General features: G+C 62.3%; 21 protein-coding genes and 1 riboswitch. Of the genes, 12 read left to right on the top strand and 9 right to left on the bottom strand.

Features of this window, described 5'->3' with window-relative positions:
- Window positions 1–67: 67 nt before the first annotated feature.
- From V6093_RS20065 to tkt, 4 genes are all read right to left on the bottom strand, one after another.
- Complete coding sequence (locus V6093_RS20065; RefSeq protein WP_003249384.1) at window positions 68–319, bottom strand: hypothetical protein; 252 nt, start codon at window positions 317–319, stop codon at window positions 68–70.
- Window positions 319–1482 carry a phosphoglycerate kinase gene (locus V6093_RS20060; protein WP_010955537.1) on the bottom strand — a complete coding sequence of 388 codons (1164 nt, stop codon included), beginning with the start codon at window positions 1480–1482 and terminating at the stop codon, window positions 319–321. The genes V6093_RS20065 and V6093_RS20060 overlap by 1 nt, the downstream gene beginning before the upstream one ends.
- 12 nt (window positions 1483–1494) lie before the next feature.
- Complete coding sequence (gene epd / locus V6093_RS20055; RefSeq protein ID WP_003249381.1) at window positions 1495–2556, bottom strand: erythrose-4-phosphate dehydrogenase; 1062 nt, start codon at window positions 2554–2556, stop codon at window positions 1495–1497.
- Window positions 2557–2746: 190 nt separating this feature from the next.
- Window positions 2747–4744 (bottom strand): transketolase, encoded by a 1998-nt coding sequence (gene tkt, locus V6093_RS20050; RefSeq protein ID WP_047604637.1) that lies wholly within the window; start codon window positions 4742–4744, stop codon window positions 2747–2749.
- Between the two features lie 251 nt (window positions 4745–4995).
- On the opposite strand from tkt, the gene V6093_RS20045 reads away from it, so the two are divergent.
- The 5 genes from V6093_RS20045 to V6093_RS20025 all read left to right on the top strand — a co-directional run bounded on the left by V6093_RS20045 (window position 4996) and on the right by V6093_RS20025 (window position 10474).
- On the top strand, window positions 4996–5988 hold the full coding sequence (locus tag V6093_RS20045) for a metalloregulator ArsR/SmtB family transcription factor (RefSeq protein ID WP_047604636.1): 993 nt from the start codon (window positions 4996–4998) through the stop codon (window positions 5986–5988).
- Window positions 5989–6006: 18 nt separating this feature from the next.
- On the top strand, window positions 6007–7197 hold the full coding sequence (metK, locus tag V6093_RS20040; protein ID WP_003249375.1) for a methionine adenosyltransferase: 1191 nt from the start codon (window positions 6007–6009) through the stop codon (window positions 7195–7197).
- A gap of 308 nt (window positions 7198–7505) precedes the next feature.
- The gene (locus V6093_RS20035; protein WP_047604635.1) at window positions 7506–7781 is read left to right on the top strand and encodes a hypothetical protein; all 276 of its coding nucleotides are present in this window, start codon (window positions 7506–7508) and stop codon (window positions 7779–7781) included.
- 467 nt (window positions 7782–8248) lie between these two features.
- A complete protein-coding gene (gene ligB / locus V6093_RS20030; RefSeq protein ID WP_047604634.1) occupies window positions 8249–9949 on the top strand; it encodes an NAD-dependent DNA ligase LigB in 1701 nt (566 codons plus the stop codon).
- 132 nt (window positions 9950–10081) lie between these two features.
- On the top strand, window positions 10082–10474 hold the full coding sequence (locus V6093_RS20025; protein WP_003249372.1) for a DUF1090 domain-containing protein: 393 nt from the start codon (window positions 10082–10084) through the stop codon (window positions 10472–10474).
- A gap of 185 nt (window positions 10475–10659) precedes the next feature.
- Here the strand turns inward: V6093_RS20025 and V6093_RS20020 are convergent, their stop codons facing one another.
- Window positions 10660–11118, bottom strand: a complete 459-nt coding sequence (locus tag V6093_RS20020; protein ID WP_003249371.1) for a cytochrome c — start codon at window positions 11116–11118, stop codon at window positions 10660–10662.
- Window positions 11119–11237: 119 nt separating this feature from the next.
- On the opposite strand from V6093_RS20020, the gene V6093_RS20015 reads away from it, so the two are divergent.
- Complete coding sequence (locus V6093_RS20015; protein ID WP_004576621.1) at window positions 11238–12389, top strand: murein transglycosylase A; 1152 nt, start codon at window positions 11238–11240, stop codon at window positions 12387–12389.
- 50 nt (window positions 12390–12439) lie between these two features.
- Here the strand turns inward: V6093_RS20015 and V6093_RS20010 are convergent, their stop codons facing one another.
- Window positions 12440–12826 (bottom strand): MAPEG family protein, encoded by a 387-nt coding sequence (locus V6093_RS20010; RefSeq protein ID WP_003249368.1) that lies wholly within the window; start codon window positions 12824–12826, stop codon window positions 12440–12442.
- A gap of 28 nt (window positions 12827–12854) precedes the next feature.
- Complete coding sequence (locus V6093_RS20005) at window positions 12855–13688, bottom strand: EamA family transporter (protein ID WP_003249366.1); 834 nt, start codon at window positions 13686–13688, stop codon at window positions 12855–12857.
- Between the two features lie 282 nt (window positions 13689–13970).
- Here V6093_RS20005 and V6093_RS20000 point away from each other — a divergent pair, with 282 nt between their 5' ends.
- Window positions 13971–15206 (top strand): sodium:proton antiporter, encoded by a 1236-nt coding sequence (locus V6093_RS20000; RefSeq protein ID WP_012053901.1) that lies wholly within the window; start codon window positions 13971–13973, stop codon window positions 15204–15206.
- 112 nt (window positions 15207–15318) lie between these two features.
- Here the strand turns inward: V6093_RS20000 and V6093_RS19995 are convergent, their stop codons facing one another.
- Window positions 15319–15720 carry an acyl-CoA thioesterase gene (locus V6093_RS19995; protein WP_003249362.1) on the bottom strand — a complete coding sequence of 134 codons (402 nt, stop codon included), beginning with the start codon at window positions 15718–15720 and terminating at the stop codon, window positions 15319–15321.
- Between the two features lie 178 nt (window positions 15721–15898).
- Window positions 15899–15995, top strand: a riboswitch (S-adenosyl-L-homocysteine riboswitch).
- A 20-nt stretch (window positions 15996–16015) separates the two neighbouring features.
- Here V6093_RS19995 and ahcY point away from each other — a divergent pair.
- From ahcY to V6093_RS19970, 5 genes are all read left to right on the top strand, one after another.
- Complete coding sequence (gene ahcY, locus V6093_RS19990; protein WP_003249358.1) at window positions 16016–17425, top strand: adenosylhomocysteinase; 1410 nt, start codon at window positions 16016–16018, stop codon at window positions 17423–17425.
- 166 nt (window positions 17426–17591) lie between these two features.
- Window positions 17592–18437, top strand: coding sequence for a methylenetetrahydrofolate reductase [NAD(P)H] (gene metF, locus V6093_RS19985; RefSeq protein ID WP_003249357.1), 846 nt, complete (start codon window positions 17592–17594; stop codon window positions 18435–18437).
- 93 nt (window positions 18438–18530) lie between these two features.
- A complete protein-coding gene (locus V6093_RS19980) occupies window positions 18531–19607 on the top strand; it encodes a hypothetical protein (RefSeq protein WP_004576716.1) in 1077 nt (358 codons plus the stop codon).
- A gap of 169 nt (window positions 19608–19776) precedes the next feature.
- The gene (locus V6093_RS19975; protein ID WP_012053904.1) at window positions 19777–20565 is read left to right on the top strand and encodes an ABC transporter substrate-binding protein; all 789 of its coding nucleotides are present in this window, start codon (window positions 19777–19779) and stop codon (window positions 20563–20565) included.
- A 218-nt stretch (window positions 20566–20783) separates the two neighbouring features.
- Complete coding sequence (locus V6093_RS19970; RefSeq protein ID WP_265980097.1) at window positions 20784–22673, top strand: DEAD/DEAH box helicase; 1890 nt, start codon at window positions 20784–20786, stop codon at window positions 22671–22673.
- Window positions 22674–22813: 140 nt separating this feature from the next.
- Here V6093_RS19970 and V6093_RS19965 read toward each other — a convergent pair whose 3' ends face one another.
- A complete protein-coding gene (locus tag V6093_RS19965) occupies window positions 22814–23392 on the bottom strand; it encodes a YceI family protein (protein WP_003249350.1) in 579 nt (192 codons plus the stop codon).
- Between the last annotated feature and the right edge of the window lie 12 nt (window positions 23393–23404).

Raw genomic sequence — 23404 nt, 5'->3', positions numbered from 1 at the left:
GATTTGGGGCTGCTGTGCAGCCCTTCCTCAAGACCACAAATCAACGTTCAGGTTGCCTATTACCCGATCAAGGGCAACCCGGCGCCTTGCGCTGGTGGTCTTCGTCGTACTTTTCCAGGCCTTCCGGGCCCACGCGCTTGCCGATGACCGGCACAGTCTCGGCCTGCCAGTCGGACTGATAGCAACCGCCCTTGTGCGACTGCGCCGGGTCGGCATCCGAGGCCGGGCTGCCCGCGCAAGCGCTCAGCAGACCGGCCAGCATCATCACAGGCAATTGTTTGACCACCAGGCCACTCCCTTTGCCAAGCGCCGACGTCATCAGGCCTTGGCCCGCTCTTCCAGGATTGCCACAGCTGGCAGGACCTTGCCCTCGACGAACTCGAGGAAGGCGCCACCACCGGTAGAAATGTAGGAGATTTCCTTGCTGACGCCATATTTGTCGATGGCGGCCAGGGTGTCACCGCCACCGGCGATGGAGAATGCGGCGCTGTCGGCGATGGCCTTGGCCAGTACCTTGGTGCCGTTGCCGAACTGATCGAATTCGAATACGCCCACCGGGCCGTTCCACAGAATGGTTTTCGACGATTTCAGCAGCTCGGCGAAGTTGGCCGCGGTTTGCGGGCCGATGTCCAGGATCATGTCGTCGGCAGCTACGTCGGCAATGGCTTTGACGGTAGCTTCGGCGCTCTCGGCAAACTCCTTGGCAACCACCACATCGACTGGCAGCGGCACGCTGACCTTGGCGGCAATGGCCTTGGCGGTGTCGACCAGGTCAGGCTCGTACAGCGACTTGCCCACCGGGTGGCCAGCAGCGGCCAGGAAGGTGTTGGCAATACCGCCGCCGACGATCAGCTGGTCGCAAACACTGCTCAGGCTGTTCAGCACGTCCAGTTTGGTGGAAACCTTGGAGCCGGCAACGATGGCCGCCATTGGTTTGGCCGGGGCCTTCAGGGCCTTGCCCAGGGCGTCCAGTTCGGCAGCCAGCAGCGGGCCTGCAGCAGCGACTTTGGCAAACTTGGCTACACCGTGAGTGGAACCCTCGGCGCGGTGGGCGGTGCCGAAGGCGTCCATGACGAACACGTCACACAGGGCAGCGTACTTCTGCGCCAGCTCGTCGGCGTTCTTTTTCTCGCCCTTGTTGAAGCGCACGTTCTCGAACAGCACCAGTTCACCGGCCTGTACCGCGACACCGTCCAGATAGTCGGCAACCAGCGGCACGTCACGGCCCAGGGCCTTGCTCAGGTAATCGGCGACCGGCTTGAGGCTGTTCTCGGCAGAGAATTCGCCTTCGGTCGGGCGGCCCAGGTGCGAGCAGACCATTACCGCTGCGCCCTTCTCCAGGGCCAGCTTGATGGTCGGCAGCGCTGCCAGGATACGCGCGTCGCTGGCTACCACACCGTCCTTCACAGGCACGTTGAGGTCTTCGCGGATCAGTACGCGTTTACCTTGCAGGTCGAGGTCGGTCATCTTCAACACGGTCATGAATGCAGTCCTTCAGGGCTGTTTGTTGCGGGTTGGGTGAACGACGTGCAGAAAGTGTTCGGCAACGTCGAGCATACGGTTGGCAAAACCCCATTCGTTGTCGAACCAGGCCAGCAGGTTTACCAGGCGGGGCCCGGAAACACGCGTCTGGCTGGCATCGACGATCGCCGAATGTGGGTCATGGTTGAAATCACAGCTGGCGTGCGGCAGCTCGGTGTAAGCCAGCAAGCCTTTAAGCGGACCTTCCAGCGCAGCCTCGCGCAGCACTCGGTTGACTTCGGCCGCACTGGTGTCGCGGGCAGTCTGCAGGGTGATGTCCAGGCACGAGACGTTGACGGTCGGTACACGTACCGCTTTGGCCTGGATTCGCCCGGCAAGTTCCGGAAGCAGGCGCTCGATGCCACGCGCCAGGCCAGTGGACACGGGAATCACCGACTGGAAGGCCGAACGCGTGCGGCGCAGGTCTTCGTGGTGATAGGCATCGATCACCGGCTGGTCGTTCATCGCCGAGTGGATGGTGGTGATCTGTACATATTCGATGCCGAACGCCTGGTCCAGCACACGCAGCAGCGGCACGCCGCAGTTGGTGGTGCAAGAGGCGTTGGACACCAGGCGCTCGCTGCCGGTAAGGCAGGCCTGGTTGATGCCGTAGACCACCGTGGCGTCAACGTCGGCCTCGCTGGCCATGGGCTGCGAGAACAGCACCCTTGGCGCACCGGCGTCGAGGAAACGCTGGCCATCGGCACGGGTGTTATAGGCACCGGAACACTCCAGCACCAGGTCGATGCCCAGCGCAGCCCAGTCGATGCCTTCGGGGGTGGCACTGCGCATTACCTTCACGCAATCGCCATTGATGTGCAGACAGTCGCCGTCGACCTTGACCTCGCCGGGAAAACGCCCGTGGGTGGAGTCGAAGCGTGTCAGGTATTCCAGGCTGGCCTGATCGGCCAGATCGTTCAGGGCGACGATCTCGAAACCGGCCTTTGCCCCCCGCTCGAACAGCGCGCGCAGGACACAGCGGCCGATACGGCCATAACCGTTGAGTGCAACTTTGTAGGGACGCGGGTGGGGCATTGGTTGGCTCGCTAACGCATGATGGCTTTGGGGCCGCGTTGCGGCCCATCGCGACGCAAGGCCGCTCCCACAGGGACCGCGCCATCCGGAGGACAGCACCGTTTCTGTGGGAGCGGCCTTGCGTCGCGATGGAGGGCAAAGCCCTCCCCTTGCACGACCTGGAGGGCGTCACTGCCCTCCATTTGTTACATCAGTCTTCCAGCAGCTCTTCGGCAGTACCGAGGATGTTCTCCAGGGTGAAGCCGAACGCTTCGAACAATGCCGAAGCCGGCGCCGACTCACCGTAGGTGGTCATGCCGATGATACGACCTTCCAGGCCGACGTACTTGTACCAGAAGTCAGCGTGGGCAGCTTCGATGGCGATGCGTGCACCGACTTCCAGCGGCAGCACGGACTGCTTGTAGGCAGCGTCCTGGGCATCGAACACGCTGGTGCACGGCATGGAAACCACGCGCACCTTGCGGCCTTGCTCGGTCAGCTTGTCGAAGGCCTGAACAGCCAGGCCCACTTCGGAACCGGTGGCGATCAGAATCAGTTCAGGCTCGCCAGCGCAATCCTTGAGCACATAGCCGCCGCGGCTGATGTCGGCGATCTGCTGGGCATCGCGCGCCTGGTGCTGCAGGTTCTGACGCGAGAAGATCAGTGCCGAAGGGCCGTCCTTGCGCTCCAGGGCGTTTTTCCAGGACACGGCGGATTCCACCGCGTCGGCCGGGCGCCAGGTGTCCAGGTTCGGGGTGCTGCGCAGGCTGGTCAGCTGCTCGATCGGCTGGTGCGTCGGGCCGTCTTCGCCCAGACCGATGGAGTCGTGGGTGTACACGTGGATCACGCGCTGCTTCATCAGGGCCGACATGCGCACGGCGTTGCGGGCGTATTCCATGAACATCAGGAAGGTCGCGCCGTAAGGCACCAGGCCACCGTGCAAGGCAACGCCGTTCATGATGGCGGTCATGCCGAACTCGCGCACGCCGTAGAACACGTAGTTGCCGCTGGCGTCACCGGCTTCGACGCCCTTGCAACCTTTCCACAGGGTCAGGTTGGAGCCGGCCAGGTCAGCCGAACCGCCGAGGAACTCGGGCAGCAGCGGGCCGAAGGCGTTCAGGGCGTTCTGGCTGGCCTTGCGGCTGGCGATGGTTTCGCCTTTGGCAGCCACTTCGTTGATGTAGGCCTGGGCCTTTTCGCTGAAGTCGGCCGGCAGCTCGCCGCTGGCACGGCGCTTGAACTCGGCAGCCAGCTCCGGGTAGGCCTTGGCGTAGGCGTCGAAGCGCTGATTCCACTCGGCTTCAGCCTTGGCACCGGCGGCCTTGGCATCCCACTCGGCGTAGATGTCGGCCGGGATTTCGAACGGGCCGTGGTTCCAGTTCAGGGCCTGGCGGGTCAGGGCGATTTCGTCGTTGCCCAGCGGGGCACCGTGGCAGTCTTCCTTGCCCTGCTTGTTCGGCGAACCGAAACCGATGGTGGTCTTGCAGCAGATCAGGGTCGGGCGATCGCTCTTGCGGGCGGTCTCGATGGCCATCTTGATTTCTTCGGCATCGTGGCCGTCGACGTTGCGGATCACCTGCCAGTTGTAGGCCTCGAAGCGCGCGGGGGTGTTGTCGGTGAACCAGCCGTGCACTTCGCCATCGATGGAGATGCCGTTGTCGTCATAGAAGGCGATCAGCTTGTTCAGGCCCAGGGTGCCGGCCAGCGAGGCGACTTCATGGGAGATACCTTCCATCATGCAGCCGTCGCCGAGGAACACGTAGGTGTTGTGGTCGACGATGGTGTGGCCGTCACGGTTGAACTGGGCAGCCAGTACTTTTTCGGCCAGGGCGAAGCCCACGGCGTTGGCGATACCCTGGCCGAGCGGGCCGGTGGTGGTTTCAACGCCTGGGGTGTAGCCGTACTCCGGGTGGCCCGGGGTGCGGCTGTGCAGCTGGCGGAAGCCTTTGATGTCATCGATGGTGACGTCGTAGCCGGTCAGGTGCAGCAGCGAGTAGATCAGCATCGAACCGTGGCCGTTGGACAGCACGAAGCGGTCACGGTCGGCGAACTTCGGGTTGCTCGGGTTGTGCTTCAGGTAGTCGCGCCAAAGCACTTCGGCGATATCCGCCATGCCCATGGGGGCACCTGGGTGGCCGCTGTTGGCCTTTTGCACGGCATCCATGCTGAGGGCACGAATGGCGTTGGCACGTTCACGACGGCTGGGCATCGCTGATCTCCTAGGGGGCTTGAATAGGTGGTGTCACGAAAAAGGCGGCCATTTTCGCCCACTGGGGGCGCTTGGGGCAAACATTTAAGCGCCAAGCGCCAGCTTTAAGCCGCAACTGAAGAAGCAGAGCGCGACTCGGGGCGCCCCAAAGCGTGTCACTTGAGGCTTTCGGCTTGCAGCTCATCGCCAATATCAAAACTTTTTGATATTGGCCTTGCTAGGGCATCGATGCCTGTCTAGACTGCCGCCCCATGAACCTGCGTGCGCAATCGATCCCCGAGCAACGCGAAACATTGGCCGCCCTGTGCAAAGCCAGTGGCGATGCGTTGCGCCTGAACGTATTGCGCGCCCTGGCCAACGACTCGTTCGGCGTGCTGGAGCTGGCGCAGATCTTCGACATCGGCCAGTCGGGCATGAGCCATCATCTCAAGGTGCTGGCTCAGGCCGACCTCGTGGCAACCCGCCGCGAAGGCAACGCCATCTTCTACCGTCGTGCCCTGCCCGATGGCCTGCGCCTGGGGGGGCGGCTGCACGCGGCGCTGCTCGAAGAAGTCGACGAGCTGGCCCTGCCGCCCGATGTGCAGGCGCGCATAGCCCATGTCCAGCAGCGCCGGGCCGCCACCAGCCAGGACTTCTTCCTGCGCGTGGAAGAGAAGTTCCGTGCCCAGCAGGACCTGATCGCCGGCCTTCCGCAGTACCGCGACAGCCTGCTGGCGCTGCTCGACAAACTGCATTTCGACCCGGCCGCCAGCGCGCTGGAAGTCGGCCCCGGCGACGGTGGCTTCCTGCCCGACCTGGCCCGGCGCTTCGCCCAGGTCACCGCCCTGGACAACAGCCCTACCATGCTCGAGCTTGCGCGCCAGGTGTGCCAGCGCGAAGGGCTCGACAACGTGAACCTGCAGTTGGCCGATGCACTGGGTGCAACGGATGTGGCCGCCGACTGCGTTGTGCTGAACATGGTGCTGCACCATTTCAGCGACCCGGCCTTGGCCTTGCGCCAGCTGGCCAAACGGGTGAAGGCAGGCGGCAGCCTGCTGGTCACCGAACTGTGCAGCCATGACCAGGGGTGGGCGCGCGAAGCCTGCGGCGACCTCTGGCTGGGCTTCGAACAGGACGACCTGGCGCGCTGGGCCAACGCTGCCGGGCTGGCCCATGCGGACAGCCTGTACGTGGGCTTGCGTAACGGTTTCCAGATCCAGGTCCGCCATTTTCAGCGGACGGCTGGCGACATACACCATCGGTAAATTTCAGGAACCTTCGAGATGAGCGAATACTCCCTTTTCACCTCCGAGTCCGTGTCCGAAGGGCATCCGGACAAGATCGCCGACCAGATTTCGGACGCTGTCCTTGATGCCATCATCGCCCAGGACAAATACGCCCGCGTAGCCTGCGAAACCTTGGTCAAGACCGGTGTCGCCATCATCGCCGGCGAAGTCACCACTTCGGCCTGGGTCGACCTGGAAGACCTGGTGCGCAAAGTCATCATCGACATCGGCTACAACAGTTCCGACGTCGGCTTCGACGGCGCCACCTGCGCCGTGATGAACATCATCGGCAAACAGTCGGTAGACATCGCCCAGGGCGTGGACCGCTCCAAGCCGGAAGACCAGGGTGCCGGTGACCAGGGCCTGATGTTCGGCTACGCCAGCAACGAAACCGAAGTCCTGATGCCTGCACCGATCTGCTTCTCGCACCGTCTGGTAGAACGCCAGGCCGAGGCGCGCAAGTCCGGCCTGCTGCCATGGCTGCGCCCGGATGCCAAGTCGCAGGTCACCTGCCGCTACGAGAACGGCAAAGTGGTCGGTATCGACGCCGTGGTGCTGTCGACCCAGCACAACCCGGAGGTTTCGCAGAAAGACCTGCAAGAAGCCGTGATGGAGCTGATCGTCAAGCACACCCTGCCGGCCGAACTGCTGCACAAGGGCACCCAGTACCACATCAACCCGACCGGCAACTTCATCATCGGTGGCCCGGTGGGTGACTGTGGCCTGACCGGCCGCAAGATCATCGTCGACTCCTACGGCGGCATGGCCCGCCACGGTGGTGGTGCGTTCTCCGGCAAGGACCCGTCCAAGGTCGACCGCTCCGCCGCCTACGCCGGCCGCTACGTGGCCAAGAACATCGTCGCCGCCGGCCTGGCCGAGCGTTGCGAGATCCAGGTGTCGTACGCCATCGGCGTGGCCCAGCCGACCTCCATCTCGATCAACACCTTCGGCACCGGCAAGGTCTCCGACGACAAGATCATCCAGCTGGTGCGTGAGTGCTTCGACCTGCGTCCATACGCCATCACCACCATGCTCGACCTGCTGCACCCGATGTATCAGGAAACCGCTGCCTACGGCCACTTCGGCCGCACCCCGCAGCAGAAGACTGTCGGCGACGACACCTTCACCACCTTCACCTGGGAGCGCACCGACCGCGCCCAGTCGCTGCGTGACGCTGCCGGCCTGTAAGTCTCCTACAGCGCCAGACGAAAGCCCCTGCCGAGCAATCGGCAGGGGCTTTTTTATATTGCGCGCAGCAATCTGACCCCAAATGCTGGATTAAATCCTGAATGGGGTCGAGCGCTGCTTTTCAACGCTGAGCGAGAAATACGACAAGCGACAGGCACATGCAAGTATCAAAGATCAGGGAGACGTGTTGGCGAGACGAGCCTTATAAGTGTGCGTAGCGGCACCTGATAAAAATGCTAGTTGTGGTGAATTTTTTCGGTGTGTAGAGTCAAAAAGCTTCTGCAGTTCTTCTACTTCTGGAGGTTACCATGAACAAACACGAGCTGATTTTGCCTAATGAATGGCTGGTACATGCTGTCGAAATTAACCTTTTAGCTTACAACTCCTCCCGGGAGGGCTATCAAGATCTTCTGTTCCTTTTCGCAACCGACAAAGATGGCACAGCACATGAATTCACCGTGACGGCGCCAGCGATGCGGTACGTGGCAATGGAGGCATACAATGCTCTTAAAACCGGCTCGGTAGATGAAGTCGTGTTACGCATTACGGATATCGATAACCATCTGTACGCGCTATATATTTGATAGTTAAAGTTTTGCAGATCGCGCCCTAGAATGTGGCGTAACAGAACCAGCCAAATGTACCCTGCGGACGAAAGACGATGGTCATCGTGGTCCTTGGCTAATATTGAGTTTGCGGCCTTAAACTTAACGGAGAAAACCACGATGACCAGGCCCACTATCGCATTGAATGAGTGGGTTTTATAAAGCGGCAGACGCTGGCCTTTCTCACGCATTGACGTGGTCGTCGAAAACAACTTCCATCACTTCACCTGTATCACTCAGTCACGCCCAAATAAAAAATGGGCGTATGTTTTGAAAATTGGGTGGCTGCCAGGAGTTCGCCACAGCAGTCCCAGCGCCTGTGAGATCGAGCGCCACCTCAATCCTCAAGACAGCCCCTCGGACATATCACCTGACAACCTCGCACTTCACCCACCGCACTACCTGCCTACGCTGAGGACTCACCCCGCCAAGCAAGGATGCTGGCCATGCCGCTGATGCTGTTACTAACTCTGATGCTGTTGCTAAACGCCCCCCAGGCCTGGGCCACCTCATGCCCCGACTGGACCCCGCAACAGGCCAAGGCCGAAGTTGCGCAACTGCGCGCCACGCTTGCCCGATGGGACGAGCACTACCATCGCCAGGGTGTTGCCCTGGTCGCCGATGAACTGTACGACCAAAGCCGCGAGCGCCTGAACCACCTGCAGCAGTGCTTCGCGGTTGGCACCAGCCCCTCCCCCCTGGCCAGCGCTCGCGGCCCGGTCCCCCACCCCGTGCCGCATACCGGCGTTGACAAGCTGGCAGACCGCCAGGCCGTGGCGCGATGGATGGCTGGCAAGAGCGGCGTGTGGGTACAGCCCAAGGTCGACGGCGTAGCCGTTTCCCTCACCTACCAACAGGGCCGATTGGTGCAGCTGACCAGCCGGGGGGACGGTGTACACGGCCATGACTGGAGCCGACACATCCCACAGCTCGGCGCTGTCACCCGGCAGTTGCCCGAGGCGGTCGACCTGCACTTGCAAGGTGAGCTGTATCTGCGCCTGGACGACCATGTGCAAGCCAAGGCAGGCAGCGCCAACGCCCGGGGTACCGTGGCAGGGCTGCTCGCACGCAAGCAACTGACCGGCGCACAAGGCAACGCTATCGGCCTGTTCGTGTGGGGCTGGCCGCACGGCCCCGAGCAACAGGCCGAACGCCTCGCCCAGCTGGCACGGCTGGGGTTTCCGGACAGCCAGCTTTACAGCATCGCCATCGACACGCTGGAGGATGCAGCACACTGGCGCGAGCACTGGTATCGCTCTGCTCTGCCCTTCGCCACCGACGGTGTAATCCTGCGCCAGGGCAGCCGACCACCTGCCGAGCGCTGGCAGGCCAAGGCGCCCTACTGGATCGCGGCCTGGAAGTATCCCTATGCACAAGCCTTGGCCGAAGTACGCGACGTGCGCTTTCGGGTTGGCCGCACCGGCAGGGTCACGCCCGTGTTGCACTTGCTGCCGGTAACCCTGGACGACCGACGGATTACCCAGGTAAGCCTGGGTTCGCTGGCGCGCTGGCACACCCTCGACATCCGCCCCGGCGACCAGGTGGCCATCACCCTGGCCGGGCTGACCATTCCACGCCTGGAGCAAGTGGTGCATCGCACGGTCGAACGCCAGGCGATCATCGCGCCTGCGCCCGACCGCTATCATGCCCACAGCTGCTGGCAAGCCAGCGAGGGCTGTGATGAGCAGTTCATTGCCCGCCTCACCTGGCTTGGCGGTAAACAGGGCCTGGCTTTGCCCCGCACCGGGCCCGGCACATGGCGTCGGCTGGTCGAAGCTGGCTTGGTAACGTCCATGACCGATTGGCTGCAGCTCGATGCCGAGCGCCTGCAGCAGGCCCCCGGCATCAGCAGACTCACCGCGGCACACCTGCTGGGCAGTTTCGACGAAGCCCGCTCACGCCCCTTCGATCAATGGCTGCGCGCCCTTGGCGTGCCCATTGGCAAGCATTTGCCACTGGCTGGCGACTGGCAGGCGCTGGCTTCACGCAGCGCCGGGCAATGGCAAACCGTGCCCGGCATCGGCGCAAAACGCTCGCGCCAACTTGTGGAATTTTTCGCAGCCTCCGAGGTGCAAGCCATTGCCGCACAGTTGGCCGAAGCCGGCATAGAAGGTTTCCGGACCCCACCCCAGCGCATTGAGCAATGATTTTTTACCAAATAGTGCGTAGGAAAAACCCGAGACTCCGGCAGAAAACCTCATCAAGGGTTTCTAAATGGGCAAAACCAAGGCAGGATTTCCCCCAACTTTTGCTGCCCCGCCCCGTTAGGGAGGCTTTTCATGAAACGTATTTCGACTCTTTTCCTGCTCGCAACACTGGGCCTGGCCGCGGGTACTGCTCAGGCTGCCCAGCCGGATGCCGGCCTGACCGGTTGTGCCGCCAAGCGCAGCGCCATCGAAAACCAGCTGAAAATTGCCCGTGACCACGGTAACAGCGACCAGGTTGCAGGGCTGGAGGAAGCCCTGCGCGGTGTGGACAACTGCACCGACGCCAGCCTGCGCAAGGAACGTGAGCAGAAGGTGCTCGATGCGCGTCACGAAGTGGCGCAGCGGGAAAAGGACTTGAAGAAGGCAGAGAAGAAAGGCGACGCCGAGAAGATCAACAAGCGCAAGGACAAGCTGGCCGAGTCGCGTAAAGAGCTGCAGGAAGCGGTCGACGATCTCGACCGCTAAGGCATCTGGCCGGCAAGCCTGGTCTTTGTGGGAGCGGCCTTGTGTCGCGATAGGGCCGCGCGACGCCTCCAGCTATGCATGCATTCTTGCTGAAATCCTGGGGCCGCTGAGCGGCCCTATCGCGACACAAGGCCGCTCCCACAGGAATTTGTACAAGCCCCGAAGGTTTGCGCAAGCACAGCCATTCAATGATTACGAAATTCGCTATGACAGGCCTTGCACGCAGCCTCGACCTTGTCCATCGGTGCCTTCAGTTGCGCAGCATCCAGTGGCTGATTGCGGGTGGCATCAACCAGTTCGCCGGTGACGCCTTCAAGCTGCCGAGCCAGGTCATGAAACCGCGCCTGGCGCTCCCACACGTCGGCGCGGGCGGCGCTGTCACCACCATCGCGCGCCTGTGGAAAATGCTGCCACGGCTGATGCGACAGGCTGTCCAGCTTCAGCGCACCGTCGGCAAACTTTACCCCGTCGAACGGCAACCGGCCACGCAGCATGCCCCCCAGGTCTTCGCTTGTCTTGAGCATGTCCTTGAAGATCACCTTGCGTTTACCCAGCGGCGAGTTCGGGTCAACCCGGTCACACCCCGTCAAAGCCCCTACCAGGGCAAGTGCAGCCAGCAGAACAACGGTCAATCGCTTCAACATCACGCTCACTTCGGCCTACGCAAATGGGCGGCCAGTATCGCTGCCACTGGGCCAAACACCAATAGCCACATAAAAGACAGGGGCGAACCTTCATGTTCGCTCATGACAGGAATGCACACATGAAATCTGCCCTGCGCCACCTGGCCTGGACACTGCCGGTGCTGGCTTTGCTGGCCGGCTGCAACGGCGGCGAGAGCGCCAAGCCCGAGCCCCACGCTGTCGCCACCTATGCCCCGGCCACTTGGAAAGACTTGCCGGCGGTCAGCGATGAAGACCTGCTGGCCGGCTTTTATGCATGGCGCAACGGCTGCGAAAAACTCAAGCGCGACCCGGTGTGGGCCGCCACCTGCGAAGCGGCCGGCAGCGCCACAGCCAGCGCCGCCCAAGTGCGTACCTTCCTTGAACAGAACCTGCAGGTGTACGGCCTGCGCTCTGCAGAGAACAATGCCAACGGCCTGATTACCGGCTACTACGAGCCGGTCTACCCAGGCAGCCTGAGCCAATCGGCAACCAACCATGTGGCGGTCTACGGCATCCCTGATGACATGATCGTGGTCGACCTGGCCAGCGTGTACCCCGAACTGAAGGGCAAACGCCTGCGCGGCCGTCTGGAGGGTCGGGTGCTCAAGCCCTATGACACGGCCGAGGTCATCAACCGTAACGGCGTCCAGGCACCGGTGCTGGCCTGGCTGACCGACCCGATGGATCTGCAGTTCCTGCAGATCCAGGGTTCTGGCCGGGTGCAACTGGAAGACGGTCGTCAACTGCGCCTGGGCTACGCCGACCAGAACGGCCACCCCTATCGGCCGATCGGCCGCTGGCTGGTGGAGCAGGGTCAGCTGAAAAAAGAAGACGTGAGCATGGGCGCCATTCATGCCTGGGCCCAGGCCAACCCGCAGCGCGTACCAGAGCTGCTGGCCAGCAACCCCAGCTACGTATTCTTCAGCACCCGCCCGGACAGCAACGAAGGCCCGCGCGGCTCGCTGAACGTACCGCTTACCGCCGGCTACAGCGTGGCCATCGACCGCAAGGTGATTCCCCTGGGCAGCTTGTTGTGGCTGTCTACCACACGCCCGGACGGCTCGCCGGTGGTACGACCGGTTGGCGCGCAAGACACCGGCGGGGCGATTACCGGCGAAGTGCGTGCCGACCTGTTCTGGGGCACTGGGCCGGAAGCCGGCGAGCTGGCCGGGAACATGAAGCAGCAAGGGCAGATCTGGATGCTGTGGCCCAAGGGCCAGCCACTGCCTGAGGTGCCCAAGGTACCTTGATCGTTGTGGCCATCTTCGCGGGGGCTGCCCGCGAAGATGGCCAGCCGGTTTCAGATGGAAACCACGAAGAACGACACGATCAGTGCCAAGCCGGCAAGCCACACCAGCGACCGCAAGGCAGCCCAGTCGGCCAGGTAGCAGATGATGTAAAGCAAGCGGCTGGTGATATACATCACCCCCAGTACATCCTGGGTCACCTGCTCGGCATTGCCGACGATATCCGCCACAAGCACCGCCGCAGCAAATGCCGGAAACGCTTCGTAGCCATTCTGCTGCGCAGCATGGGCACGCCGTGGCAGGCCCGACAAGGTATCGAGGAAGGCTCGCGGATCGTGATTGTCCTTGAGGCCGAAGCGGCCGCTGCTCGCCTTGGCGATCAAGGCACAAAGCGGGTTCAACAGCAGGGCAATCAGGATGCACCACAGGGCAACAGTCATGGACAGGACTCCTTGTTCAGTCTTCAGGTCAAAGCTTCATTACCAGCATGCCGGCCAATACCAGCCCGCAAGCTAGGAGTCTCGGCCCGCCAAAAGGTTCTTTGAGGTAGCGCATACCCAGCAGCACCACCAGGATCACGCTCAATTCCCGCAGTGCCGCCGCTTCGGCCACAGACCCCAGGTGCATGGCCCACAGCACCAGGGCATAGCTGAACAATACGCAGAACCCTACCGCCAACCCAAGGCGCCATTGGGTTCGCCAGAACAGTACGAATGGCGCCCGCCGCGCTACGCTCGCCAACAACGGGAATTGCCAGGCGCTGAGCAGGGTCAGCCAGACCAGGTAATCCCACGGTTTGCCCCACAGGCGCACGGCCTGGCCGTCGAACCAGGTGTAGCAACCAATGCACAGGCCAATCAAGGCAACCACCGGCAGCATCGACCATGGTAGCCGGTCACCGCCGCCGCCCTGCCACAACAGACAGGCCATGCCACAGGGGATCAACAGGATACCGATGATCTGCTGCTGGCTCAGCGATTCCCCGGCAAAGGCCAGGGTCAGCCCCAGCACCACCAACGGCGACAGCCCGCGCATCAGAGGATAGACCAGCCCCAGGTCGCCCACGCGGTAGGCCTGGATCAGCAAATAACGGTACAACTGCTCAGCCAGTGCCGAAGCAACCAACCAAGGCCAGATTTCAGCAGGCGGAACATCCACGAAGGGCACCGCCAGCACCGCGAAGGCCAGCGCTACCGTGTCCATGCTGGCAATGACCAGCAAGCGCTCGCCGCTGAATTTGATCAGGGTATTCCAGGTTGCATGCAGCAGGGCGGCAACCAGCACCAGAGATGTTGCCAACACGCCTTCTTGTCCTTATGGCTTTTCATGGCTGTGAATATATAGCGTTCAGGGGGGCTTTGTGGGAGCGGGCATGCCCGCGAAGAATGCAACTCGGTGTATGGCACCGGCTTTGCCGGTGTTCGCGGGCACGCCCGCTCCCACAGGGTAACCAGTGCAGACTGTCACGGGAACGATTTGGACTAATTCGGTCAAACCCTGTGCCCCGAACCCCGTGCCAGGTCATCAAAGAACTGCCCGAGTCACTCGGGTAACGACTTGGAAGCCACTGTTACAGGATTCGGGATGCTTGAATTAGTTGCCGCGTTTATCTGCCTCACCACACTTCTGACCTATGTGAACTACCGTTTCATCGGCCTGCCCCCCGCCATCGGCGTGATGGTTACGGCGCTGCTGTTTTCCCTGATGTTGCAGGGCCTGAGCCTTATCGGCTTCCCTGGCCTGGAAGAACGCGTCGAAGGGCTGATGAACCAGATCGACTTCAACGACCTGCTCATGCACTGGATGCTGGCGTTCCTGCTGTTTGCCGGCGCCCTGCACGTCAACCTCAGCGACCTGCGCAGCTACCGCTGGCCGATCGGCCTGCTGGCCACCTTGGGCGTGCTGATCGCCACCGTGGTCATCGGCTACCTGGCGCATTGGGTGTTTGCCCTGTTCGGCTGGCAGGTCCCCCTGATCTACTGCCTGCTGTTCGGTGCACTGATCTCACCAACCGACCCGATTGCCGTGCTTGGCGCGCTGCGTACTGCCAATGCGCCCAAACCGCTTAAAACCACCATCGTCGGCGAGTCACTGTTCAACGACGGCACGGCAGTCGTGGTATTCACCGTGTTGCTGGGCATCATCCAGCTGGGTGAAACACCGAGCATGACCGACACGGCGATCCTGTTCGCCCGCGAGGCCATTGGCGGCGTGGTGTTCGGTGGCCTGATCGGCTACGCCACCTACCGGATGATCAAGAGTGTCGAGCAGTACCAGGTGGAAGTCATGCTGACCCTGGCGTTGGTAATCGGTGGTTCGGCGATGTGCTACGAACTGCATGTGTCGGCACCGATCGCCATGGTGGTGGCTGGCCTGATCATCGGCAACCTGGGGCGCAACCTGGCGATGAATGACATGACCCGCCGTTACATGGACGGTTTCTGGGAACTGATCGACGACATGCTCAATGCGCTGCTGTTCGCATTGATCGGCCTGGAGCTGTTGCTGCTGCCGTTCAACTGGATGCACCTGGCGGCCGGCGGCGTGCTGGCGCTGGCAGTGCTGCTGTCGCGCCTGCTGACGGTGGCCCCGGCGATCGTGCTGCTGCGGCGCTGGCGCCCGGTGCCCAAAGGCACGGTGCGGGTGCTGACCTGGGGTGGCCTGCGCGGTGGCGTGTCGGTGGCACTTGCACTGTCGCTACCGCTGGGCGAGGAACGGGACCTGCTGCTGTCGATCACCTACATCGTGGTGTTGTCGTCGATTCTGGTGCAGGGGTTGAGCATTGGGCGCGTGGTGCGCAAGGTCAGCGCCCAGCCTTGAGAATGCCGGGGCCGCTTTGCGGCCCATTCGCGGGTAAACCCGCTCCTACAGGTTTGCGTAACCCTGGAGGAGCGGGTTCACCCGCGAAGAGGCCGGCACAGGCAACCAGAATCTATTCGACTGCCGAATCCGGGAACTGGTCCTGCACATACTTGATCTCGGTGCGCCCATGGGCTGCCGGCAAGCCATCCTCACCCAGGTTGACGAACACCATCTTGTCGACAGTCAGAATGCTCTTGCGGGTGATCTTGTTACGCACTTCGCACTTGAGGGTGATCGAGGTGCGGCCGAACGCGGTAGCGGTGATGCCCAGCTCGATGATGTCACCCTGACGCGAAGCACTGACGAAGTTGATTTCCGACATGTACTTGGTCACCACACGCTGGTTGCCCAGCTGGACGATGGCGTAGATCGCAGCCTCTTCATCGATCCAGCGCAACAGGCTGCCACCGAACAGGGTGCCATTGGGGTTGAGGTCTTCGGGTTTAACCCACTTGCGGGTGTGAAAGTTCATCTGTACTCCTGACCTGCTTGGCTAACGTGTAGCAATGATGGCAGAGCGGCTGCCTTCGCTCCATTGAACATCGACTATCGTCGCGATTAATCGACGGAAAACCTTGGGCAAGCCGGCGGGGGCAGCTATAATCTGCGCCGTTTTACATGGTTGCCCACAGCGGTGCCATGCCCGCCACCTGTCCGAGGGGCGCTGCAGCAGGCTAGGCCTGTCAGGCTCGGATGGGGCGTTGCTCGCTCCCGCGAGCGCTTAACGCACAACGGCGCCCATTCGCACATTACGAATGGAGGCTCTCATGAGCGCTGCAAACATGCCTGCTGGTTTTACCGATTACAAAGTCGCTGACATCTCCCTGGCCGCCTGGGGCCGTCGCGAAACCATCATTGCCGAATCGGAAATGCCTGCGCTGATGGGCCTGCGTCGCAAGTACCTGGCCGAGCAACCGCTCAAGGGTGCGAAGATCCTGGGCTGCATCCACATGACCATCCAGACTGCCGTGCTGATCGAAACCCTGGTTGCCCTGGGTGCCGAAGTGCGCTGGTCGTCCTGCAACATCTTCTCGACTCAAGACCAGGCCGCCGCCTCGATCGCCGCCGCCGGTATCCCGGTGTTCGCCTGGAAAGGTGAAACCGAAGAAGAGTACGAGTGGTGCCTGGAGCAGACCATCCTGAAAGATGGCCAGCCATGGGACGCCAACATGATCCTCGACGACGGTGGTGACCTGACCGAACTGCTGCACAAGAAGTACCCGCAGGTACTGGACCGCGTGCACGGCGTGACCGAAGAGACCACCACCGGTGTACACCGCCTGCTGGACATGCTGGCCAAGGGCGAGCTGAAAGTCCCGGCGATCAACGTCAACGACTCGGTCACCAAGAGCAAGAACGACAACAAGTACGGCTGCCGTCACAGCCTGAACGATGCCATCAAGCGTGGTACCGACCACCTGCTGTCGGGCAAGCAGGCCCTGGTGATCGGCTACGGTGACGTGGGCAAGGGCTCGGCCCAGTCCCTGCGTCAGGAAGGCATGATCGTCAAGGTCTCCGAAGTTGACCCAATCTGCGCCATGCAGGCCTGCATGGACGGCTTCGAGCTGGTCTCGCCGTTCATCGACGGTATCAACGACGGCACCGAAGCCAGCATCGACAAGGCTCTGCTGGGCAAGATCGACCTGATCGTGACCACCACCGGTAACGTCAACGTCTGCGACGCCAACATGCTCAAGGCCCTGAAAAAGCGTGCCGTAGTCTGCAACATCGGCCACTTCGACAACGAGATCGACACCGCCTTCATGCGCAAGAACTGGGCCTGGGAAGAGGTCAAGCCGCAGGTTCACAAGATCCACCGTACCGGCGCTGGCAGCTTCGACCCGCAGAACGACGACTACCTGATCCTGCTGGCCGAAGGCCGCCTGGTCAACCTGGGCAACGCCACTGGCCACCCAAGCCGCATCATGGACGGCTCGTTCGCCAACCAGGTTCTGGCACAGATCTTCTTGTTCGAGCAGAAGTTCGCTGACCTGTCGGCCGAAAAGAAAGCCGAGCGCCTGACCGTGGAAGTGCTGCCGAAGAAACTCGACGAAGAAGTGGCCCTGGAAATGGTCCGCGGCTTCGGCGGCGTGGTCACCCAGCTGACCAAGCAGCAAGCCGACTACATCGGCGTGACCGTCGAAGGCCCGTTCAAGCCGCACGCCTACCGCTACTAAGCGGCAAGCTTGAAGCTGCAAGTGGCAAGCAAAGGCATACCGTGCCATTGCCACTTGCAGCTCCAGAAACACAGATCTTGAACGACGCCCAAGCCAGACCGGCCATCACCGATCTGGCTTTTACTTGCAGCTTGCCGCTAGACGCTTGTTGCCAGAGGAACGCCTGATGTCACAAGAACGCCGCTACAGTTTCGAGTTCTTCCCGACCAAGACCGACGCCGGTCACGAAAAGCTGATGGGCGTCGCCCGCCAGCTGGCCACCTATAACCCGGACTTCTTCTCCTGCACCTACGGTGCCGGTGGCTCGACCCGCGACCGCACGCTCAATACCGTGCTGCAGCTGGAAAGCGAAGTGAAGATACCTGCCGCGCCGCACCTGTCGTGCGTGGGCGACACCAAGGCCGAATTGCGCGCCCTGCTGGCCGAGTACAAGGCCGCCGGCATCAAACGCATCGTCGCCCTGCGCGGCGACCTGCCGTCGGGCATGGGCATGGCCAGTGGTGAACTGCGCTATGCCAGTGACCTGGTCGAGTTCATTCGCCAGGAAACCGCTGATCACTTCCACCTGGAAGTGGCTGCCTACCCGGAAATGCACCCGCAGGCGCGCAACTTCGAGGCGGACCTGGCCAACTTTGTGCACAAGGTCAAGGCCGGTGCCGACAGCGCCATCACCCAGTACTTCTTCAACGCCGACAGCTACTTCTACTTCGTCGAGCGTGCACAGAAGCTGGGCGTGGACATTCCGGTGGTGCCGGGCATCATGCCGATCACCAACTACAGCAAGCTGGCCCGCTTCTCCGATGCCTGTGGTGCCGAGATCCCGCGCTGGATCCGCAAGCAGCTGGAAGCCTATGCCGACGACACTGCCAGCATCCAGGCGTTCGGCGAAGAAGTGATTACCCGCATGTGCGAACAGCTGTTGCAAGGCGGCGCGCCGGGCCTGCACTTCTATACCTTGAACCAGGCTGAACCGAGCCTGGCGATCTGGAACAACCTGAAGCTGCCGCGCTGAAATCTTTTGGCAAAGTCTGTTTAAGAAATGATTAAGGCTTTGGTCATAGACTAAAGCCTTATTCAATTTCGGGTTAAACAGGTCTCGCCTGCCATGCAGCACCCCCAACCTTCGCGCCCACAGCTTGTTTACCTGGCTTTTGGCTCGGCAACCTACCATCAGGAAGCCTGCTTCAGCATCGTCAGCGCCCTCGCCCAGTTGGGCAGCGCAGCCGGCGAGGCCATGGACATCCAGGTTTACACCGACAATGCGCAGCCCTACGCCAAGCTGCCCGTCACCGTCCACCTGCTGGACGAGGCCACGCGCCAGGCATGGAATGCCCCGCACGGTTATCACTTTCGCAGCAAGCATGTGCTGTTGCGCCAGGTACTGCAGCAACACCCGCTGGCAGTACTGATCGATACAGACACCTTCTTCCGCACTTCACCGTTGCACCTGTTCGCCCGTGTGGCGCCCAACCGCCTGCTGTGCAACGCCATCGGCACACGCTACGGCGCTGACCAGAAGTGCCTGTTGTACAAAAACCTGCTGACCCTTCTCGAGTCCCGGGGACTGGCCGACTGCCAGATGCCGCTCGTCAATTCCGGCGTTATCGGCCTCACTGCCGAGGACTGCGGCACCCTGGACCGCTCCATCGCCATGATGGACGAATTCTACCCCTTGGCTCGCGAGGCCTATACCCTTGAGGAGTTCTGCCTGGCAGTGGCGGCCTACCGCAACCTGGAGCTGGCCGAGTGTACCGATGTCATCCATCACTACTGGAGCCGGAAGGCGCAGTTCCGCGCCAAGATTCAGGCCTGGCTGCGCAAGCACGACCACGACCCACTCAGCCCCTCGGCCCTGGCCGACGTTGCGCGGGTCAACGACCAACTGCCGCGACCACCCACCCTGCACCGTCTGGGTTACAAAGCGCTGAGCCTGACCCTGCCCAGCCACGAGCGCCAGTTCGCCCGCGAATTGCTCTATGGCTGCTACCCCTACCCCAATGAGTTCGACCGCGCCTGCGCGTCCGCCTGGTGGGACAAGGCCCTGGAAAACCTCAATGACCGCTACGGCTACATGGAGCCCGAGCGGCTGCGTCAGTGCCTGCGCCATCCGGGGCTACGGCTATCGCTGGGCGAGCGGCGCAAGGATATCGAGGCGCATCTGCTGCGAACCACTCAAGCCTGATGTGCCCGCAAAATTCATTGTCTTGCGCGGCTTTGTGGGAGCGGGCGTGCCCGCGAAGAGAGTAACCCGATCGTTGGCACCGGCTTCGCCGGTGTTCGCGGGCACGCCCGCTCCCACATCGATCGTGCATGCCTTTACCGTACACCGGCCGAGCGCGTAATCTCCGGCCATGCCACATATCGCCCGTCTGTTCTGGATCCTCCTGCTCGTTTGCCTGAGCCCGTTGGCTCTGGGCGAACGCTTGCGCCTGGTAACCGACGACTGGGCACCTTATGTGTTTCAGCACAACGGCCAACCGCGCGGCATCGACTACGAAGTCGCCAGCCAGGTCTTCGCACGCCTCGGCGTCGAAGTGGAGTGGCAATTCCTGCCTTGGAAGCGCTGCTTGGCGATGGCTGAGCAGGGCCTGGCCGATGGCATTCTCGACATCTTCCAGACGGACGCGCGCCAACCCTACATGGTGTATGGCTCCGAACCTATGTCGGAGGTCGAATTCGTCCTGTTCCAAAGCCGCTCGCGCCGCCATGCCGTCACCCACCTGGACGACCTCGCCGGCCTCACCGTCGGCACCTCGCCCGGCTACGCCTACGGTAAAGCGTTCACCGAGGCCCCGCACTTCAAGCGCGAAGCCGCACCCACCCACGAAGCCAACTTCGGCAAGCTGGTGCTGGGCCGTATCGACCTGGCGATCACCGACCGCAGGGTCGGGCATTACCTGCTCCGCCAGCTCGGCCTGCAACAGCAAGTCGAAGAACTGCCGCTGGTAGTCAGCCGCCAGGCGCAGTATTTGGGCCTGGTGCGCAAGCCTGGGCGCGAGGCACTGGCCGTGGCCTTTGCCGAAGAGCTGCAGCGGTTCAAGCAGGAACCGGCCTATGCAGCGATCAGCAACCGCTATACAAGCGACACTGGAAACATTCTCAACGCCGTTGAGCAGCAGGAAAGCAGCACAGCGCGATAGCTCTGTTATACTCGGGCCTTCCCGCCCGGCTCACGCCCGGACGCTCGGCCTCGCAACAGGCATCCCGATCGGCACCGACGCCCCTTCGCGTCCAGCCTCCGTTTCCCGGATGTGCAGTGAAAGCCCAGCTGGACCGGACGCGATCGCATTTCACCGATGCCCGTCGCGCCAGGCAGAACATCCCAACGGGCCCAGCCCACACGAGAACAGGATCGCCCATGTCCTTTGCTTCCCTCGGTCTCTCCGAGGCTCTTGTCCGCGCTATCGAGGCTGCGGGCTACACCCAGCCGACCCCCGTGCAACAGCGGGCCATTCCCGCCGTGTTGCAAGGCCGCGACCTGATGGTTGCCGCACAGACAGGTACGGGTAAAACCGGCGGCTTCGCCCTGCCGATTCTCGAGCGCCTGTTCCCGGCCGGCCATCCCGACAAATCGCAGCGCCACGGCCCACGCCAGCCTCGCGTACTGGTCCTGACACCGACCCGCGAACTGGCAGCCCAGGTGCATGACAGTTTCAAGGTCTATGCCCGTGACCTGCCACTGGTCAGCGCCTGCATCTTCGGCGGCGTTGGCATGAACCCGCAGATCCAGGCCATTGCCAAAGGCGTTGATGTGCTGGTCGCCTGCCCAGGCCGCCTGCTGGATCTGGCCGGCCAAGGCAAGGTCGACCTGGCCCACGTGGAAATCCTGGTACTTGATGAAGCCGATCGCATGCTCGACATGGGCTTCATCCACGACGTCAAGAAGGTGCTCGCCCGCCTGCCGGCCAAGCGGCAGAACCTGCTGTTCTCGGCCACCTTCTCCAAGGACATCACCGACCTCGCCGACAAGCTCCTGCACAACCCGGAGCGTATCGAGGTCACCCCACCGAACACCACCGTCGAGCGTATCGAGCAGCGGGTGTACCGGCTGCCTGCCAGCCACAAGCGTGCCCTGCTGGCGCACCTGATCACCCTGGGCGCCTGGGAACAGGTGTTGGTGTTCACCCGAACCAAGCACGGTGCCAACCGCCTGGCCGAGTACCTGGAAAAGCAAGGCCTGACCGCTGCCGCGATCCACGGCAACAAGAGCCAGAACGCTCGCACCAAGGCTTTGGCCGACTTCAAGGCCAACAGCGTGCGCGTACTGGTCGCCACCGACATCGCTGCCCGCGGCCTGGACATCGACCAGTTGCCCCACGTTGTCAACTTCGAGCTGCCGAATGTCGAGGAGGACTACGTCCACCGCATTGGCCGTACCGGCCGTGCCGGTCGTTCGGGCGAAGCTATTTCCCTGGTCGCGCCAGATGAAGAAAAGCTGCTCAAGAGCATCGAGCGGGTGACCAAGCAACGCATCGCGGATGGCGACCTGATGGGCTTCGACGCCAGCCAGGTCGAAGCCGAGAAGCCTGAAGCACGCGAGCGCCCGCAAAACAACGGCCGCGGTGGCCGCAACCAGCAAGCCCGTGGCGAAGGTGCTAAAGACAGCAACGGCGGCCGCAAGGACAAAGGCAAGGACAAAGGCAAAGCCAGGCAGCCAGCTGCGGCCAAGCCGGACGAAAAGGAAAAGAGTGGCGACAAGCAGCAGCCGCGCAAGCCGCGCGACAAGAAGCCACGCCCACAGCAGGCCAGCAATAACGGCGTGCCGAAACCGCCAGCAGACCGCGACCCGGAAGAGTTCCTGGACGACGAGGTCGATAACTTCGGTAACCGCGCCGACTATGTCAGTCCGTACCAGGGCAAGAACCAGGGCCGCAACCGTCGCCCAGGTGGAGCTGGCCAAGGTCAGGGGCAAGGCAATGGTCAACGCAGCAACGCTGGCGGCCAAGGCCAAGCCCGCAATGGCGGCCAGCCACGCAGTGGTGGCAGTGCCGGCGGAGAGAAACGCCCGCCCCGCGCCAACAACGGTGGCGGTGCCCGTCGTGATGGCGGCGGTGGCCGTGGTCGCCCTGCGCGTGACGATGCTGCCCGGCAAGAGCCGGCCGTGCGCAACCCGCGTCAGCCGGAAAAACAGCCAGTGATCATTCGCAAGGAGTCCAAACTGGACCGCTTCCCGACGCCTGAGCAACTGGATGACCTGCCAAGCCGCCCACGCGGTGAGCGCCCGGCGCTGCTGACCCGCAAGGGCTGATAGAAGTACCGAGGGGGCTGCTTGGCAGCCCTATCACGACACAAGGCCGCTCCTGCAGAGAATTTCTTGATCTCTGCAGGAGCGGCCTTGTGTCGTGATAGGGCCGCAAAGCGGCCCCCTCGGTCTTCAGCCAGCAGAAATTACTTCTGCTTCACACCTTCGACACTGATATCCAGGTCCAGGGTCTGCGAAGTAGCGCCTGGGCCTTTGATGCCGAAGTCGTTCAGGTTCAGCGTGGTGGTGGCGTTGAAGCCAGCGCGCTCGCCACCCCATGGGTCCTTGCCTTCACCGTTGAAGGTAGCCTTGAACGTCACCGGTTTGGTGACACCGTGCATGGTCAGGTCGCCGGTCACGTCAGCCGTCTTGTCGCCAGTCGACTTGACGCTGGTGGAGACGAATTTGGCGTCCGGGTACTTCTTCACGTCGAGGAAGTCGGCGCTGGCGATGTGCTTGTCACGCTCGGCGTGGTTCGACCACAGGCTGGCAGTTTTCAAGTCGACGCTAATCTTGCTGGCTTCAGGCTTGGCACTGTCCCAGCTGAAGTTGCCGTCGAAATCCTTGAAAGTACCGTGGATGAAGCTGTAGCCCAGGTGGCTGATTTTCCAGTCAACGAACGCGTGCTGGCCTTCCTTGTCGATCTTGTACTCGGCAGCCATGGCCTGGCCAGCAGAGAGCAGAGCGGTACCGAGCGCCAGAGCGGCAAAAGTCTTTTTCAACATCCTGTTCCTTCC

The sequence above is a fragment of the Pseudomonas putida group bacterium ESBL64 genome (genome assembly GCF_045277175.1).
GTDB classification, from domain to species: Bacteria; Pseudomonadota; Gammaproteobacteria; order Pseudomonadales; family Pseudomonadaceae; genus Aquipseudomonas; species Aquipseudomonas alloputida.
The sequence above is the reverse complement of the archived record's forward strand: the minus strand, read 5'-3'. Positions and strand labels throughout refer to the sequence as shown.